The sequence below is a fragment of the Aquidulcibacter paucihalophilus genome, assembly GCF_002105465.1.
Taxonomy (GTDB): domain Bacteria; phylum Pseudomonadota; class Alphaproteobacteria; order Caulobacterales; family Aquidulcibacteraceae; genus Aquidulcibacter; species Aquidulcibacter paucihalophilus.
The window spans coordinates 1-15,507 of sequence record NZ_NCSQ01000069.1 but is presented as its reverse complement, the minus strand read 5'-3'; the positions used below and the strand labels follow the sequence as shown (position 1 = coordinate 15,507).

Annotated in this window: 14 protein-coding genes; 6 read left to right on the top strand and 8 right to left on the bottom strand. The window is 57.3% G+C overall.

The window, feature by feature from the left end; translation table 11 throughout:
- Nucleotides 1-41: 41 nt before the first annotated feature.
- Both B7364_RS05510 and B7364_RS05505 read right to left on the bottom strand, forming a co-directional pair.
- Nucleotides 42-1,391: an amidohydrolase family protein gene (locus tag B7364_RS05510; RefSeq protein ID WP_232780818.1), complete on the bottom strand. Its 1,350-nt coding sequence runs from the start codon at nt 1,389-1,391 to the stop codon at nt 42-44.
- On the bottom strand, nt 1,391-2,875 hold the full coding sequence (locus B7364_RS05505) for an amidohydrolase (RefSeq protein WP_408606325.1): 1,485 nt from the start codon (nt 2,873-2,875) through the stop codon (nt 1,391-1,393). The genes B7364_RS05510 and B7364_RS05505 overlap by 1 nt, the downstream gene beginning before the upstream one ends.
- 144 nt (nt 2,876-3,019) lie before the next feature.
- On the opposite strand from B7364_RS05505, the gene B7364_RS05500 reads away from it, so the two are divergent.
- From B7364_RS05500 to B7364_RS05490, 3 genes are all read left to right on the top strand, one after another.
- Nucleotides 3,020-4,861, top strand: a complete 1,842-nt coding sequence (locus B7364_RS05500) for an ABC-F family ATP-binding cassette domain-containing protein (RefSeq protein WP_106407570.1) — start codon at nt 3,020-3,022, stop codon at nt 4,859-4,861.
- 78 nt (nt 4,862-4,939) lie between these two features.
- Entirely contained in the window at nt 4,940-6,127 is a 1,188-nt protein-coding gene (locus B7364_RS05495; RefSeq protein ID WP_085338932.1) for a hypothetical protein, read from the top strand.
- A 79-nt stretch (nt 6,128-6,206) separates the two neighbouring features.
- Nucleotides 6,207-7,295 carry a DUF2336 domain-containing protein gene (locus B7364_RS05490; RefSeq protein ID WP_085338931.1) on the top strand — a complete coding sequence of 363 codons (1,089 nt, stop codon included), beginning with the start codon at nt 6,207-6,209 and terminating at the stop codon, nt 7,293-7,295.
- On the opposite strand, the gene B7364_RS05485 is transcribed toward B7364_RS05490, so the two are convergent.
- From B7364_RS05485 to B7364_RS05475, 3 genes are all read right to left on the bottom strand, one after another.
- Nucleotides 7,292-8,896 carry a peptide chain release factor 3 gene (locus B7364_RS05485; protein ID WP_085338930.1) on the bottom strand — a complete coding sequence of 535 codons (1,605 nt, stop codon included), beginning with the start codon at nt 8,894-8,896 and terminating at the stop codon, nt 7,292-7,294. The two genes, B7364_RS05490 and B7364_RS05485, sit on opposite strands and share 4 nt — an antisense overlap.
- Before the next feature lie 131 nt (nt 8,897-9,027).
- The gene (locus B7364_RS05480; RefSeq protein ID WP_085338929.1) at nt 9,028-9,414 is read right to left on the bottom strand and encodes a hypothetical protein; all 387 of its coding nucleotides are present in this window, start codon (nt 9,412-9,414) and stop codon (nt 9,028-9,030) included.
- A gap of 49 nt (nt 9,415-9,463) precedes the next feature.
- Nucleotides 9,464-9,805: a DUF1491 family protein gene (locus tag B7364_RS05475; RefSeq protein WP_085338928.1), complete on the bottom strand. Its 342-nt coding sequence runs from the start codon at nt 9,803-9,805 to the stop codon at nt 9,464-9,466.
- Nucleotides 9,806-9,863: 58 nt separating this feature from the next.
- On the opposite strand from B7364_RS05475, the gene B7364_RS05470 reads away from it, so the two are divergent.
- Nucleotides 9,864-10,688 carry a hypothetical protein gene (locus B7364_RS05470; RefSeq protein WP_085338927.1) on the top strand — a complete coding sequence of 275 codons (825 nt, stop codon included), beginning with the start codon at nt 9,864-9,866 and terminating at the stop codon, nt 10,686-10,688.
- On the opposite strand, the gene B7364_RS05465 is transcribed toward B7364_RS05470, so the two are convergent.
- The gene (locus B7364_RS05465; RefSeq protein ID WP_157893520.1) at nt 10,685-12,028 is read right to left on the bottom strand and encodes a sensor histidine kinase; all 1,344 of its coding nucleotides are present in this window, start codon (nt 12,026-12,028) and stop codon (nt 10,685-10,687) included. The two genes, B7364_RS05470 and B7364_RS05465, sit on opposite strands and share 4 nt — an antisense overlap.
- A 177-nt stretch (nt 12,029-12,205) precedes the next feature.
- Between B7364_RS05465 and B7364_RS17835 the strand changes: the two genes are divergently transcribed.
- A complete protein-coding gene (locus B7364_RS17835; RefSeq protein ID WP_085338925.1) occupies nt 12,206-13,306 on the top strand; it encodes a hypothetical protein in 1,101 nt (366 codons plus the stop codon).
- A gap of 7 nt (nt 13,307-13,313) precedes the next feature.
- Nucleotides 13,314-13,745, top strand: coding sequence for a SufE family protein (locus tag B7364_RS05455; RefSeq protein ID WP_085338924.1), 432 nt, complete (start codon nt 13,314-13,316; stop codon nt 13,743-13,745).
- Here B7364_RS05455 and B7364_RS05450 read toward each other — a convergent pair.
- Nucleotides 13,742-14,092, bottom strand: coding sequence for a helix-turn-helix domain-containing protein (locus tag B7364_RS05450; RefSeq protein WP_085338923.1), 351 nt, complete (start codon nt 14,090-14,092; stop codon nt 13,742-13,744). The genes B7364_RS05455 and B7364_RS05450 overlap by 4 nt on opposite strands.
- A 111-nt stretch (nt 14,093-14,203) precedes the next feature.
- A complete protein-coding gene (locus tag B7364_RS05445; RefSeq protein WP_085338922.1) occupies nt 14,204-14,593 on the bottom strand; it encodes a DUF4345 family protein in 390 nt (129 codons plus the stop codon).
- Between the last annotated feature and the right edge of the window lie 914 nt (nt 14,594-15,507).

Genomic DNA, 15,507 nt, shown 5'->3' with positions numbered 1-15,507 from the left:
GGGACAGATTGGCGTCTGCCAGCGAACGCCACATCCTCTCATTAGTTCCGATAAGCGGGCCGCGCGATGTTGTCTGTGCTGGGCTTGTAGCGGGCGGCGAGTTCGGTAGAGCGGCTCGTCATGGGTTGGGCTTGGCCTGCTATATAGACTGCAATTGGATAGCTTTGGCCTTCCAATGGATCTCCTGACCAGATGACCACATCGGCGGCTTTGCCCGGCTCGATTGAGCCAATCTCTTGGTCCGCGCCCCAAATCTTGGCAGGATTCAAAGTGATGGCAGCAAGGGCTGCTTGATAGGGCAAGCCATGGGCCACCGCGGTGCCTGCATTCATCCGGCTTTGACGCAAATTGTTATAATCCCGGCTGCCCATGATCGAGACCTGCACGCCTGCTTGAAAAAGTATTTGGGCGTTGCGTAAATGGGTGCCTAAGGTCTCAAAACTTGCCGGTAGAGCGGCTTGGCTGTCGATGATCACGGGTACTTTTGCTGCAGCCAATTCAGACGCGACCCGCCAGCCTTCCTCTGCCCCTTCCAAAACCACGGAAAGCTTTTCTTCCCTCGCCAGCTTCAAGACTTGGCGTATATCATTGGCGCTCGATACCCGGATCAAGAGAGGCGATTTACCTTGAACCACGGGCACTAAAGCTTCTAAATCAAGACGGCTGACCATCAAGTCACGGCCCTCGCCTTTGTCATAGGCGGCGCGGTTGGCTGCAAAATGGCGCACATCAGCCAAGACGCGCTTGAGAATGATCAAAGACGCCCCGCGCGAGCCACCTGCCGCAGCTGCTGCCGACTCGCCAAATTCCAACACCATACCTGCATTGGTCTTGAAGATCAGGTCGGGCGTATTGGCAGCCAAATTAATGCCGATGCTTTGGCCAGCAAACAAGGTTGGATCATCTTGTTCATGCCCGCCTGCAGTATCAAAGGCACTGTCGTCATGGGCATGGGCACCATTGCCAGAACGACCCGCGACGGGGGTGAGGAAGGCGCGTGTCACACCATTGAGGCGCGCAAGAGCAATTGTGGGGGCGTCGGGATTCACGCCCGCAGCAGGATTAAAGGCGGCACCAATCTGCCCCCCTGCCCCGTCGTCGTGGGTTGAGGGAACCTGCTCAATTTCGGATATGCCAAGACTGGTCGTGGCTGCTACCAAACCGGGCGTAACGACTGCGCCTTTGGCGTCGATGATTTGTGCGCCCTTGGGAATGGCAACCGAAGAGCCAACGGCAATTATTTTGCCACCATCCATCACAAGCGTCGCGGCCGAGAGGGTGCCGGCTGGACCCACGGTCTCGATCTTGGCATTGATGATGGCGATAGGATCAGCAACTGCCGCTGCGGGGGCTGCCACGGCCAGGGCGAGAGCTAGAGCAACGGATTTCATTATTTTTGCTCCAAGCTGGGGCGACCAAGGTCAAAGTCGGACCGGGCGTGGGTGGCCGGGTCGTTACGGTCATAGGCGATGCCGCCGTCAATATAGACTGTTTGGGCTAGGGCATACGTCGAGAATGGATCGCGGTCCCACAACACAATGTCGGCCATCTTGCCAACTTCCAGAGTGCCCGTTTTCGCCGCAATGCCCATCGCGCGCGCCGGGTTAGCAGTAATCCATTTGATAGCATCAACACGCGACACGGGAATACCAGCGCGCGCTGCCGCGCCCATGGCCAAGGCCGCTTCTTGGTTCAGATGCTGGATCATGGTGGCGTCATCGGAGTGGATAATCGCGCACGCCCCATAGGCCTGCAGGATACCGGCATTTTCGGCAATGCCGTCGAGCGATTCCATCTTAAAGCCCTGCCAATCGGCCCAGGTAGCAGAGCAGATGTCTTCCTCCTTCAGCACAGAGGCCAGCTTATAGGCCTCAGAAGAATGGTGGAACGTGGTGATCTTATAGCCAAATTCCTTGGCCATATCGATCATCAGGGCCATCTCATCGGCGCGATAGCAATGGTTCTGGATCAAAATATCGCCATTGAGCACGCCAGCCAATGTCTCTAGCTTGAGGTCGCGCTTGGGCGGGTCACCGGCGGATTCGCCAGCGGCGACCTTGGCCCGATAATCATGCCATCGCCGATTATAGTCAGCCGCATCAATCCAAGCCCGGCGCGCCACGGCAATATTGCCCATACGGGTTGAAGGCGCGCGCGAGCGCGAGCCATACACTCGCTTAGGGTTCTCGCCGCAGGCCATTTTGAGGCCATAAGGCGCACCTGGAAACTTCATCCCCTGCTGCGTGATGGCGGGCACATTCTTGAGTGTCACAGACCGGCCACCAAACAAATTGGCAGAACCGGGCAGGATCAATAGGCTAGTGATGCCGCCTTCACGCGCCCGATTGAAACCGGGGTCTTGTGGCCAAATGGAATGTTCCGCCCACACTTCAGCTGTGTTGGGGTCGGTGGCTTCATTGCCATCGGAATTGGCTTGAACGCCGGGGCTGGGATAGACGCCCAAATGCGAGTGAATGTCGATAATGCCGGGGGTAACAAACTTGCCGCGCCCATCCACGCGCTTTGCCCCCTCTGGGATGGCGATATCTGTGCCGACCGCCACTATCTTGCCTTCTGAGAAAACAATCGTGCCATTGTCAATTTCTTGGCCTGCAGCGGTCAGGATTGTCGCGCCGACAATAGCGGTCGGCACACCTGGTAAAGGCCTGTAGGTTGAAGGAAACGGATCCAAAGCACTATGACTATCCATGCCCCTCGTGATGGGCTTTGGCGCAGCTTTCGGCTTTGCCGCGGATGCGGGTGCCGGTGCTGCTGCGGGTTGTGCCGCAGAGGTGGTGGCACATCCCGCAACCAAAGTGGCAGATAGGGACAAAGCCAAGGCGGAGGCCGATAGGATAGAGTGGCGCAGAGACACGGTGCTTGCTTTCTGACTGACGAACTTCGTTGTGTCAGGCAACACGAAATCGTGAACACGCACAAGGGCCATACCTAGCCTTTCGCAGTGGGATCGGGCCCACATCTGCGCGGCGACCTTGACCTTCGTCCACAGCGCAGACACTTGCCAGGGATGAGCCGAGATATCGTCATCCAACTCAAGGATATTGCCCTGAAGCGTGGCGGCGCGCCTGTATTCTCAGGCGTCGACCTGACTTTGCGCCGTGGCGAGCGGGCAGCGCTGGTCGGGGCGAATGGTGCAGGCAAATCGACCTTGATGGCGGTGCTGGCAGGTCTGCTTGATTATGACTCCGGCGAACGCGTTGTTTCGAATGGCACCCATGCGGCAACCCAGACACAGGAGCCAGACTTTAGTGGCGCGACAAGCCTGTTAGAATGGGCAGCACAAGATGTGCCCCACGACCGCGACGAGGCCGCGCGCCTAGCTGCCGCAGCCGCAGAACTGCATAGTTTTGGTCTTGCCCCTGATCGGCCGGTCACGGGCATGTCTGGTGGAGAGGCCCGCCGCGCTTCCCTTGCCCGCGCCTTGGCAGCCGACCCCGACCTTTTGATGTTGGATGAGCCGACCAACCACCTCGACATCGCAGCCATTGAGGAATTAGAGCGACGTCTCAAGCAGTTTTCTGGGGCAGTTTTGGTTGTCAGCCACGACCGGGCGTTTTTGTCGGCCATCTCCACCTCCTGTCTGTGGCTGCGCAATGGGATTGTGCGGCGCCTTGATGCGCCCTTTTCAAAGTTTGAGCCTTGGGCAGCCAGTATTGAGGAACAAGACCGGAAAGCGCTGGAGAAGCTCGACAAAACGCTGGAAGATGAAGCCCGCTGGTTGGCGCGCGGGGTAACAGCCCGCCGCACCCGCAATGAAGGCCGTCTCCGCCGTCTGATGGATATGCGTGAGGCCCGCAAAGGCCAAGCCGCATTGGTACGCAAGGATACCGCCGCGCTTCAGGCCGATACGGGCACCACATCAGGTAAGTTGGTGTTTGAAGCCAAGGGCGTCTCAAAAGGCTTTGATGGCCGTGGCGACATTATTAAGAATCTCGATCTGCGGGTTGTCCGCGGCGATCGGCTAGGCATTGTTGGCCCCAATGGCGTGGGTAAATCAACATTGATCAAAATGCTGGTTGGCAGCTTAGCGCCCGATACGGGGACAACCCGGATGGGTAAAAACCTTACCATCGCTTATCTCGACCAGTCACGTGCCGCCCTCGACCCCAAAGCAACACTTTGGGATACGTTCGCTCCGGCAGGCGGAGACCAGATCATGGTGCGCGAGCGGCCCAAACATGTTGCCGCCTATGCCAAGGACTTTTTGTTCGACAGCCGCCATTTGCGCCAACCCGTGGGCTCCTTCAGTGGTGGGGAACGCAACCGTGTCCTTTTGGCCCTCGCTTTGGCCAAGCCCTCCAATGTGTTGGTGCTGGACGAGCCGACCAATGACCTCGACATGGAAACCTTGGATGTGCTCGAAGATATGCTGGCGGAATATGACGGCACGGTCCTACTCGTCAGCCATGATCGGGCCTTCTTGGACGGAGTTGTAACCGCTACTTTAGCGCCGCGGGGCGACGGGACTTGGATTGAGACCCCGGGCGGCTGGACCGATCTGATGCGCCAAGGCATCCCCATTCTGGGCCATCAGCAGGCCTCTAAGCCAAAGCCCAGCGCGGCACCCGCCCTTGAGCCCGTGGTGAAGGCGGCTGCCAAGAAACTCTCCTATAAGGACGAGCGACGATTGAGCGAGCTTGAAGGCTTGATCCCAAAACTAGAGGCCCACATCAGCCAATTGGAAGAAGCGCTCAACGATCCCAATCTTTACAGTCGCGATCCGGCCAAGTTTGAAAAAACGTCCGCACAAGCCGTGCAAGCCCGCGCTCAGCTACAAGCGCACGAAGATGAATGGCTGGCGCTGCTGGAACTCAAAGAATCTTTGGCTGCAAACGCCTAAATCTGCGATTTGAATCCAAACTTAATTCTACCTTAACCGGCGCACGGCACCGATACCTCCCATATTAGGAGAGAATGTATGCGTGCGCGTAATTTCGCCTTCTGGCTGGCCTTTGCCTTTGCTGGTCCCAGTTTTGCCCAGAATGCCGCCTATTCACAATTTCCTGCGGCAAACGCTGATTCTTGTGCAAAGGCTTGTACGAGCGACAGAATGTGTGCGTCTTGGTCGTTTGGCGGAGCCGTCGCCACGGGGGAAACAACGAGCCGCTCAAAGAAAAAAATGGGGCCACCGCCACGCATGTGTGCGCTGTCGCAGTCGTTAAGCCCGGCGCGCCAACCTGGCTTCGAATCAGGCTTACCGCGCAGAACAGCCGTTTTAACCCCAACAGGGCGATATGGTGAGGGCTCTAGCAATTATGAGGTGCGCCCAGCGCCCTGGCTCGACCCCCGCGCCCGCACGCCCCAACCTGCACCTGGCTCCAATCAAGGTGCACCCATCGCTCCGCCCCCTGCCCCGCCTGCTGCGCGGATGGAGTTTTCCCCCCAAGCGGCCCCACGGCCCGCCGCACCGGTAGAAGCCAGCCAAAGCCGGTCAGGCGCACGCGGTACACCCCGCATCAGCGTGCGAGACATGCCACCGCAGCCACCCCCGCAAGCCTCTTTTGAAATGCCGCAGGCTCCCGCCGCAATGTCTCCACCTATGGCGCAACCCAATCCGCCACAGATGAGCTTCACGCCACCGCCTGCACCGCCAGCCATGCCAGCCGCCGCGCCGATGCAAAGCCCAGCACCAGCCCAGCAAGCCACTGATTTATCGAAGTTTAGAGGATCTGACGGCATGGTCGATGCGGCTGCGATGCGGCGCGCCCAAATCAATTCCGCCCGCGCCACGGGTCAACCTGCCTATGCGGTCCAACGTGAGTGGGAGGCGGTTGAACAAGAGCGTCAACGCGCTGCAGCCAATGGCGAAGTGCGTCCAGACCCCTTGGCTGGAACCGTGCCTGTGCCACAAGCGCCGCAACCGCGATCATCCAAGCCAAGCCGAGGCTTTGAGCCAAATCCGTCGAGCCTCGGTGCCGAAGAAGAATCTGACAGCCCTGAGACCCAAAAGCCCGCCAGCAAACCAAAGGGCGCGCGGGGGACGCCACGGGCGGAGCAATCCACCTCATCTCGTCAAAGCGCCCTGAACCAAGCAGTGCGCAATCGTGCCCGTAACCCTTCCTACATTGACCGCGAGCCCCGATTGGGCGGTGGTCCCGGCGGGTAAGTTCTTTCATTTTGATGAATTCTGACCACCAAATGTTTACGCTTATCCTGTAGAACAGACGCAGAAACGGGAAACTGAGATGCAAGTTGGCGAAAGATACGCTAAGCTATTAGAGGTTGCGAGCGAAAGCTCCAGCGAGAAACGTCGCGTTCTGCTCAATGAAGTAACTGATTTATTCTTCGACTCTCAGGAAAACCAAAGTCCAGTTGAGACCAAGCTCTTTGGCGATCTCATTGCTAAAGTGGCTTATGAGCTGGATACAGAAGTCCGCAAAGAATTAGCCCAGCGTTTTGCTGGTGGCGAAGCGCCGCGCACGCTTGCTGTGATGATGGCGAATGATGAGGAAATTGGCATTGCGGGCCCGATCCTGCGTCGGTCGACCTCTCTGACCCAAGATGATCTGATCCGAGTTGTTGAAACCCGTGGTCATGCGCACCAGATGGTCGTGACCCAGCGCCCAGATGTGGGTGAGGAATTGTCCGATGCCCTCGTCTCGCACGGGAATGATTTGGTTGTTGCCTCTCTGGTTAGCAACCAAACCGCCAAGGTTTCTGAAGAGACCTTTGATAAGATCGTAGATCGTGCGGCCAATAATCCTGATCTGCATCGCCCGATCGCCGAGCGCAAAGTTATCTCGCCCGAGCATTTGAACCGTCTCTATACGATCGTAGAAGGCCCAATGCGGCGCGAGATTCTTGAGCGGAATTCAGAATTTACCGAAGAAGAAGTTGAGCGCGCCATGCGCCGTGCCCAGACACGTGTTGCGGTCGTGAACGGCACCTTGCCAGCAGATTTTGAAACGGTGCACCGCGAATTCACCCAGCAAAAAGCTGCCAATGCGATTAACCGCGCCATGTTGCCGACCCTGTGGCGCAACAAGGAATCGACCAAATTCATGATCGCTTTCGGCGATTTCACTGGCCTCGATTTCTATCAAACCGCTCTCTTGTTTGAGAAAAAAGACATCGACACCATGGCCATGGTGTGTCGGGCTGCCAATTTTGAGCGCGCTTTGTTTGTGACTATTGCCGTCTTGGTGCTCGGCAATGAGGGCATGGGTCAGGCCCAAATCCTCGGCAATATGTATAATGATGTGCCACCAGAAGCCGCTCAGCGCGCGCTGCGCTTCTTGCGTTTGCGGGCAAACGTCTCTGCCCAAGCCGCCTAGATCATCCGCTCACGCACATTGGTGAAGCGGATTTTCGGAAATTTTTCAGCGACATAGCCGATTTCCCATGCATTCTTTGCAAGGAAGACGTCTGCACCGTCTAAATCGGTACCCATGCCGGCGCGATTGCGATCGGCAAATTGCTCCAGATCGGCCGCGCTATCGGCAGAAATCCAGCGCACACCATTAAAGGAACAGGTCTCAAATACGACCTGCAGCCCATATTCGGCAGCCAGACGCTCAACCAACACGTCAAACTGCAACGGCCCAACAGCTCCCACGATCAAGTCTGAGCCAAAATGGGGGCGGAACAATTGGGTCACGCCCTCTTCTGCCAAGGATTCCAGCGCCTTCTTCAAATGCTTGGCTTTCAGCGGATCTTTAACCGAAGCGCGACGTAAGATTTCCGGTGCAAAGTTTGGAATGCCCGCAAACTTCACCTGGCCAGTTTCCGACAAACTATCGCCAACACGCAGAACACCATGGTTTGGCACGCCAATCACGTCGCCCGCCCAAGCTTCATCGGTGATCTCACGGTCTTGGCCCACAAACATCAAAGGCGCATGCACGCCAATCTGCTTGCCAGACCCTGTTTTCAACCGCATGCCACGCTGAAACTTGCCAGAAGCCAAGCGCACCATCGCCACGCGGTCACGGTGCGCAGGGTCCATATTGGCTTGAATCTTGAAGACAAACCCGGTGACTTCCTCGCGGTCGGCTTGGACTTGGGTTTCAACCCCTTTATCGAGCGCCTTTTGGTCGCGTGGCGAGGGCGCATAGTCGCGCAGACCATCCAGCAACTCGCGTACCCCGAACTGGCGCAGCGCGGAACCAAAGAAGACAGGCGTCATATGGCCTTCGCGATAGGATTGAATATCAAAGGCCGGATAGCCACCTTGCACCAACTCAGCCGAGCTACGCAATTCTTCCATCTCTGCTTGGTTCAAGACTTCGGCGATCGCGTTCGACGACAGGTCCATGGTATCATGTACCAATGGACCCGTATCGCCCACTTGTGGACGACGGAAAACGGTAAAGCGGTCATTGCGCAAATCCACCATACCTCGGAACCGATTGCCTGAGCCTTGCGGCCAGAAGATCGGCGCGGGGTCCAGTGCAAGCTTGGAAGCCACTTCGTCCAATAATTCCATCGGATCTTGAGCTTCGCGGTCCATCTTATTGATAAAGGTCAGGATTGGGATGTCGCGCAGGCGGCAAACCTCAAACAACTTCAAGGTCTGCGGCTCAATCCCTTTGGCTGCGTCCAGCACCATAACGGCCGAATCTGCAGCTGTTAGCGTGCGATACGTATCTTCAGAAAAGTCTTCGTGGCCCGGGGTATCCAACAGATTGATGATGCAATCATCATGCTCAAACGTCATCACAGACGCCGATACCGAAATGCCGCGTTCGCGCTCAATCTTCATCCAGTCCGAACGCGTCCGACGCTGTTCGCCGCGGGCACGGACTGCCCCTGCAGCCCGAATGGCCCCGCCCATCAGCAAGAGATTCTCAGTCAGCGTGGTCTTGCCGGCGTCTGGGTGGGAAATGATGGCAAAGGTGCGACGGCGCTTAACTTCACGCGCAAGTTCGGCTGACATGATTGGGGCCTGACTAAGACGAATGGGTAAATCGGGAAACGGCCTGAATGCTCAAGCCCTTGAGCCCCCCATCTAGCCGAGGCCATGTCACAATTAAAGGCCCTAGAGCAATAGGAAATCTAGGCTTTGCTTTAGGCCGCGGCAGATTGCCAGACAGAGGTATTGATGATGCCCGGCGTCAACCGGCCCGCATCCTGTTGGGCTTTGAGACTGCCCAATGTTGTCAACGAAACGGTTGCCAATCGGAAACCGACTTCTTGTGGACGTCGACATTTTGGCGGCGCGATAAACAAAATCGCATTGGCGTCGCTACGACTGGCAATGAGCCACGCCAAAGCGGCGGCCTTTTGTGGGGCCTCTGATGCCAAGTTTGGCATTTCCATGATCGCGGTCTGAACGGCCAAAATGGAATCATTGAGGGTGTAACGTGCGACTGCCGTTGCTGGAATGCCTGCATTGATCACCGCGTCGGCATTACCCGTTAGCATGAGAACGCGGTCATTGAAGAGAAAAAGCATCCAAACGTCTCCAGTCGAGCACAAAAGCTTAGAGCACTTGGGTTAATAATCAGTCCACGCGCTCTGAAAGAAAACTTCTGCCGAGCTTGTCTTCAATTTCAACGATCCAAATGTCCTGGTCTTGAGAGGCTCGCTTAGACAAATAAGCATCGATGGAGGGCTCGTCTGGCCCCGCTGTTTTACCTGTGAGGTCAAGATAAATCCGCTCCCCAACGCCATCGCGTGCGGGAATGAGTAAGCGCGCCGTGCCATCCAGACGCGCGACTTTCACCAAGACTGCGCCTGCGGTTTCATCCCCTTTCCGCACGACAAAACCCGCAGCGCCAAGACTCTGCGCTGTGCGCAAAAGCGCTTGCACCCAAATATCACTGCGGAGATCACTGCTGCTCATGGCTTTGTGTGCACCGGGCTTAATCGAAGTGAAAGAGTGGCAACTGTAGATATGTGCCATGAATTTCTTTCATCGTGCCGCCCTGTGTTTGACACTCTTTTTGCCGGTTGCCAGCCACGCCCAAGTCAATGGGCTAGAGCGCAGCTATGCGGAGCGCATGGCAATGCGCGCCATTGATGAACGCTGCAAACTTCTTGAAAGCGGTCCACGGCGCGCCTTGGCAGGCTTTACCGCCCAAGCCCGTGGTGCTGCCCTGCGGTCGGGATCCAGCACGCAGCGTCTCGACTTAATCGCAAGCCAAGCCAAAACAGCCGCAGCCGCCAAAGCCTGTCGCGATCCTGCCGTACAGACCGAAGCCCAACGCATCATTGCGGCCCATAAGGGCTGGCGCGCTCAATTGACCAGTACTTATGCGGGCCCGGTCCGGGCTTGGCGTGTGGATCGCGGTGGCAAAGACATTTGGCGCGCCGTTCAAGACACAGGCAGCGCCACACGCGCGGGTCTGGTGGCAAGCGGCGCAGGCTTAAGCTTTGCGGTAGAGACCCCGGATGTCGATGCCTCCGGCGCACGATTATTCTTGCGCGACCTCACCAAGCTTGGCCCACCACAGCCCAGCCGAACCCTCTCCCCGCCTTTGCGCAATGGCACGACCATTCATGTCGCTGCCTCGCGACGGCCTGCGGCAACCCGGGCTAGGGTAGAATCACGTCCGAGACCGGGGACATTATTTGTCTTTTCAGATGCAACCACACGCGCCGTTCTCAATGCCGATCCACGCGACACCTTTGAGATTGAAATCACCAATCGCTCGGGCGGGGTGACCCGTCTTTTGGTGGAAGTCGGGGATTTGGTCGCAGCCTTTACCTTTGCTGCCGAGTTTTAGGACCTTGGCTTGTCCGAATTGGCATAAGGCAAACTGACTTTTGCAATCGTGCCTTTACCCAGCGTGCTCTCAAGCCAGAAGCGACCGCCCTGTAGTTCGGTCAAGCGCTTCACCACCGCCAGACCTAAGCCAGAGCTACGCACCACGCGGCTATTGGCGCGGCTTTGATTATCACCTTGCGCCCAAGGCTGTCCGATGCGGGCAAGGTCTGCTGGACTGATCCCAGCCCCATCATCTTCAATTTCCAAACAGGCCTGCCTGCCTTCGGCATCGGGGCGAATTCGCAACGTTACCGCGCCATCTTTTGGCGTGAACTTAATCGCGTTTGACAATAGGTTGAAGGCAATCTGACGCATCGCGCGCGCATCGGCCCGCACGCTGATGGGGGGGCCAACTTCATGGCGGATCTGCACCCCCGCAGAACGCGCCGCCCCACTCGAAAGGGCAATCGCCTCAAACAGAAATTGATCAAGGCGAATATCTTCCAGTCGAACTTCGTAGCGGCCCGCTTCGATTTTCGAGATATCAAGCAAGTCCGAAACAAGATCGAGCAAATGGCTGCCACTGGTATGAATTAGACCCGGATAATCTTCATAGCCCTTTGGCAGCGGGCCAAATACGCCTTCACGCATCGTATCAGCAAATCCCAGTATCGCATTGAGTGGCGTACGAATTTCGTGACTCATCTCTGCCATAAACCGGGCCCGATCATGGTTTTCTGCTTGCGCCATCCGGGTTTCAGCCTGTGCCGCATCGCGGCTATCGAGAGCTTGTTTTGCTTGGTCGCGAGCTGCGCGCCGCACCCGTTCAATCACACCACCTGCGCGCGCGCAGATTGCTAAAGCCAAAGCAGCACTGGCCCAAAGCACCAGAAGCTTTGGGATGAGTGCGCCCCAGGACCCAGCCGTAAAATTGACGTTGCTGGGCAAGAGCGGCGCTAAGATCAGTAAAGCGACAGCCACACACAGGGCAGCAGCAATGCCATTAATCAGCGCAACCCCGGCGGCCCCAACTGCAAGCAAAGGCCAAATCACAGCGGCAAAGGCAATGCCATTCGTCCCCCCCTCTAAACTGCCTAAGCCCAAAGCAGCCCCCGCCCAGAGCACGGGGATAATCACCGCTTGGCGGGCTTGATGGGTGTAAGAGGTCACAAGAAAGGCTGTCATGGTGCAGATAGCGACGCAGGCTAGGCCAAGCAGCAATCGCGCCTCACCCAGCCAAATGGCATAGGCTAAAGCCAGCGCAGCCAAGGCCGCACTGCTGCCGCTGGCCCATTGCGCAGGGGTTAGGGGTTGGTCCGATACGGTCCAAGCCTTTCCGCCGACTTTGGAATCAGCCAAATCTGAGTGTCGTGTCGCGTCCACACCCGCTTTTAGCCGAAGGTAATCAGAAAGTCGCCTGAGTTCGCGTGACTGGTGAAGTTTGGGAATTTTTGCGTAATTTTGGTTGTGATTTATTCAGACACCCTCTGGCATAAGGTGTAGAGACAAGCGGTGGGGCGCTTAAAGGAGATGGTAATGAGCAAAAAGTGGCTCGCATGTGCCGTTGCGACGTTGTTCGTCAGTGCAGGTTTGGCCGTTAGCGTCGATGCCTCCGCCCAGCAACGTCCAAAGGCTAGCGCCACCAAAGCTTCGGCGAAGAAGGCCCCTGCCCGCAAGGCCCCCGCCAAAAAGGCCGCGGCGACCAAAGCCGTTGCAGCCCCAGCCGCACCGAAAGGCCCGGTGGGCCTTGCCCTTCCAACTGGGGCGAACACATTAGGTGCCCATGCCGCTCTTTATGCTGCCTATGCCGCCGATGTGGATGGCCTTAATGTCGCGTCCATCACCACAGGCCGCGCCCTGACACAATCCACCGAGCGTATTGCCCGCCACCTCAATTCAGATCGGTTGGCCCTTGGCATTGTTGCTTATGGCGCGGCTTGGGCAGCGACCCAGGATGAGTTTGTCGGCGAAGTGCGCAAACTAGAAGCGCGGATGGGCCGGGATGCCTTGATTGCCAAATTGCGCGGCGAAATTGCATTTGCGCGCAGCCTGCCCGGAGGGGAGCAAGCAGCCCAGCTTGCGGCACGAGCCCTTTTGGCCGATGCCGCGAAGATTCAGGAAGAGGGCGATGCCTTCAAACAGGCCGCCTATGATTGGCAGAAATATGCGTGGGCAAAAGTCAGCACGGCGGATTCTAAAGCCCGCAATGCGGCCCTGCGCACCTTGGTCGCCCCGGTGCCCGCAACCGATCTTGCCATCAACTTTTCGGCGCTGCCCGAAGCCAATTTGTCACCGCAATCAACCCAAATGCGCACCCTAAGCCTCCAGCGCAGCGTGCGGCTGTCCACCCAATCGGCTCGAGACGGGATCAATTTGGCCGAGCCTATTCGCGCTTGGTCGCCGATTGATCGCATGGTTTCGCTCGCAGCCCTTTCGGCAATTGGCGGGCCGGCCGATCGCCGCGAAGATACCGAAGCCTTGATGCGCGATCCCCGTCTGGTTAGCTGCGTGAACTCCTCGCGTCTGAACATGCAAATGTGCAATGCAGCCACCAAACAGCCCTATGAACGCTCCTTTTGCTTGGCTGAACATCCTTTAGGTGAAATTGCCAAATGCATGGCCAAAACAGTTCGATAATCCACAGATGAGTGACCCGCGGCTGGAAGACCTTATCGAAGAATTCTCCTTTCTCGACGAATGGGAGGAGCGCTACCGCTATGTCATCGACTTGGGGCGCACATTGCCGCCGTTAGACGAAAGCGAACGGGTGGAAGTCGCCAAGGTGCGTGGCTGTGCAAGTCAGGTTTGGCTTGTGTCGACAAAAGATCCCGAAACTGGCTTCATTGAGTTTCGGGGCCAGTCAGATGCCGCCATTGTTCAAGGCTTGCTGGCGATTTTGGTTCGACTCTATTCGGGTCGTTCAGCCGCGGAGATTTTGGCACTTGACGCACAAGCCGCGTTTCAGGCCTTGGGCCTAGGTGATGCGCTCACGCCACAGCGATCAAATGGTCTCAAGGCGATGGCATTGCGCATGCAGGATGTGGCCAAAGACGCTTTGGCCAATTCCCAAGCCTAAGCGGCCTGTTTGTCGAAAGTCAGGCGCGGGGCCGGTGCCGCCCGCAGGGCCGCCTCCAACTGATCAAGCATATCATCGACTTTTGGATCGTCACGACGGTCCTCAATCTGATGGCACGCATGCGCGACGGTCGAGCGGTCGCGCGCAAAGGCGACTGCCACGCGGTGCAGGCTCATCCCAAAGGCCACATGGGTTAGATACATGGCCACTTGCCGGGCAAAGGCGTGCTGGGCCGTGCCACGATCGGGCACGAGAAGGTCGGCTCTTATCCCTAACGCAAAGGCTGCGGCATCACAGGCAAAACGTGCCCGGGCACAATCCAACTGAAATCTCTCTTCTGGCTTCATCGCTGTCCCACCTCGGTCAATGCGCCAAGATTGGCATGTGCCGAGACGGGTGAGGATGAACGCGAAACTATCCCCCAGTCAGCCTGTCCAAGCTGACAGGGTGTTTTGCCGCTAAGCCTTTGGGCTTGCAGACTGGAACGTGCGATAGCCGAAGAATAAAATCGCCAGCATAACGGCTTCAACCACCATGGGGGCAGGCGCGGTTGGGGCCATGCCATCAAGCGCGAGGCTGAGGAACCGACCCGCCAAGGCAAGGCCCAGCATCACCATTGGAACTAAGAGAGCCTCCGCCCGCATTTTCCAAGCTCCATACAGCGCAAAGACCGATGCGCCGATAAAGAAGCCTGTGAAATCTGCCCGCAGGGTCGCAAGACCCTGACTGCCCATAGGCGACAAAAAGAAGGCTGCTGCGAGTTTCGCTGGCTGCAGCAGAAAGCCCAAACCGATAATGAAGTTGAAAAGACCCAAAACCAAAATGAGGCCCCGCGCGAGTATAGTCATCTATTTCTTCCCCCCTGCCTCACCTGCCCTAAGCAGATTGGGTGGATTTGCCTAGCGCGTCGCCACCATTGTTAGGAGGACTCATGCATCCCCCCGTTTGGCAGCTTAGTATCGTGATCTCGCGGCGGTCCTCGCTTGCTGCTTCCTTCCGGCAGGGATGGCATTGTTTCGGACTTCTTTTTATCTGGACGCGCTTTGGTGACCCTTCTGGTCACCCAACCGCTTCCTCTAGCGTGATCGGGCGATTTGTCGCGTCAAATCGCCCATCAACAATTGAGTTTGGCCTTTGGGGCAGGCACAGCCTGCACCAAAGCCTTCCAGATAAAAACCTTTTTCACGGTGTCATCCCGGACGGCGCGAGCCGATCCGGGATCATTTTCCCCATATGTGCATCTGCGTAACGGGGTCCCCGCTCTGCGCTTCGCTCCGGCGGGGATGACGGTGGTTTTGGTTAGGTTTTTATCTCGAAGCGCTTTGGTGACCCTTCTGGTCACCCAACCTCTACCTCAATTGTTCTTGCGACATCGGGGTAGTCAAGTGCGCAGCTTTGCTGCGTCGCGACGCGATCCGTTTTCGAAGAAAACGGACACGTGACGACCCAGATGTCGCGGCCATGCTCGATACTCCATTTTGGTGAAACAGCGTTTCCACCAAAATGGGTCCAGATGGAATCTCCCCTCTCCCCCTGGGAGAGGGGTAGGGGGTGAGGGCTTACACTCCCAATTAGCAAGGAGTTATGACCTATCCTAAGCCCCAAAACACACTATCGTTTTGCGCCCGATAAGCCCTCACCCCCGCCCCCTCTCCCACAGGGAGAGGGGAGCGCATAAAACAAAACCTATCCTCCTGTATCCAAGCCTCGCATAAGCTTTACCCATCTCCAATGAGAGGGCGTTGTTGCTGCAGCGGCAACA

Coding starts and splice junctions, on each gene's coding strand:
- B7364_RS05510 (WP_232780818.1), bottom strand. CDS start 1,391: ATGAAATCCGTTGCTCTAGCTCTCGCCCTGGCCGTGGCAGCCCCCGCA.
- B7364_RS05495 (WP_085338932.1), top strand. CDS start 4,940: ATGCGTGCGCGTAATTTCGCCTTCTGGCTGGCCTTTGCCTTTGCTGGT.
- B7364_RS05490 (WP_085338931.1), top strand. CDS start 6,207: ATGCAAGTTGGCGAAAGATACGCTAAGCTATTAGAGGTTGCGAGCGAA.
- B7364_RS05485 (WP_085338930.1), bottom strand. CDS start 8,896: ATGTCAGCCGAACTTGCGCGTGAAGTTAAGCGCCGTCGCACCTTTGCC.
- B7364_RS05480 (WP_085338929.1), bottom strand. CDS start 9,414: ATGCTTTTTCTCTTCAATGACCGCGTTCTCATGCTAACGGGTAATGCC.
- B7364_RS05475 (WP_085338928.1), bottom strand. CDS start 9,805: ATGAGCAGCAGTGATCTCCGCAGTGATATTTGGGTGCAAGCGCTTTTG.
- B7364_RS05470 (WP_085338927.1), top strand. CDS start 9,864: ATGAATTTCTTTCATCGTGCCGCCCTGTGTTTGACACTCTTTTTGCCG.
- B7364_RS17835 (WP_085338925.1), top strand. CDS start 12,206: ATGAGCAAAAAGTGGCTCGCATGTGCCGTTGCGACGTTGTTCGTCAGT.
- B7364_RS05455 (WP_085338924.1), top strand. CDS start 13,314: ATGAGTGACCCGCGGCTGGAAGACCTTATCGAAGAATTCTCCTTTCTC.
- B7364_RS05450 (WP_085338923.1), bottom strand. CDS start 14,092: ATGAAGCCAGAAGAGAGATTTCAGTTGGATTGTGCCCGGGCACGTTTT.
- B7364_RS05445 (WP_085338922.1), bottom strand. CDS start 14,593: ATGACTATACTCGCGCGGGGCCTCATTTTGGTTTTGGGTCTTTTCAAC.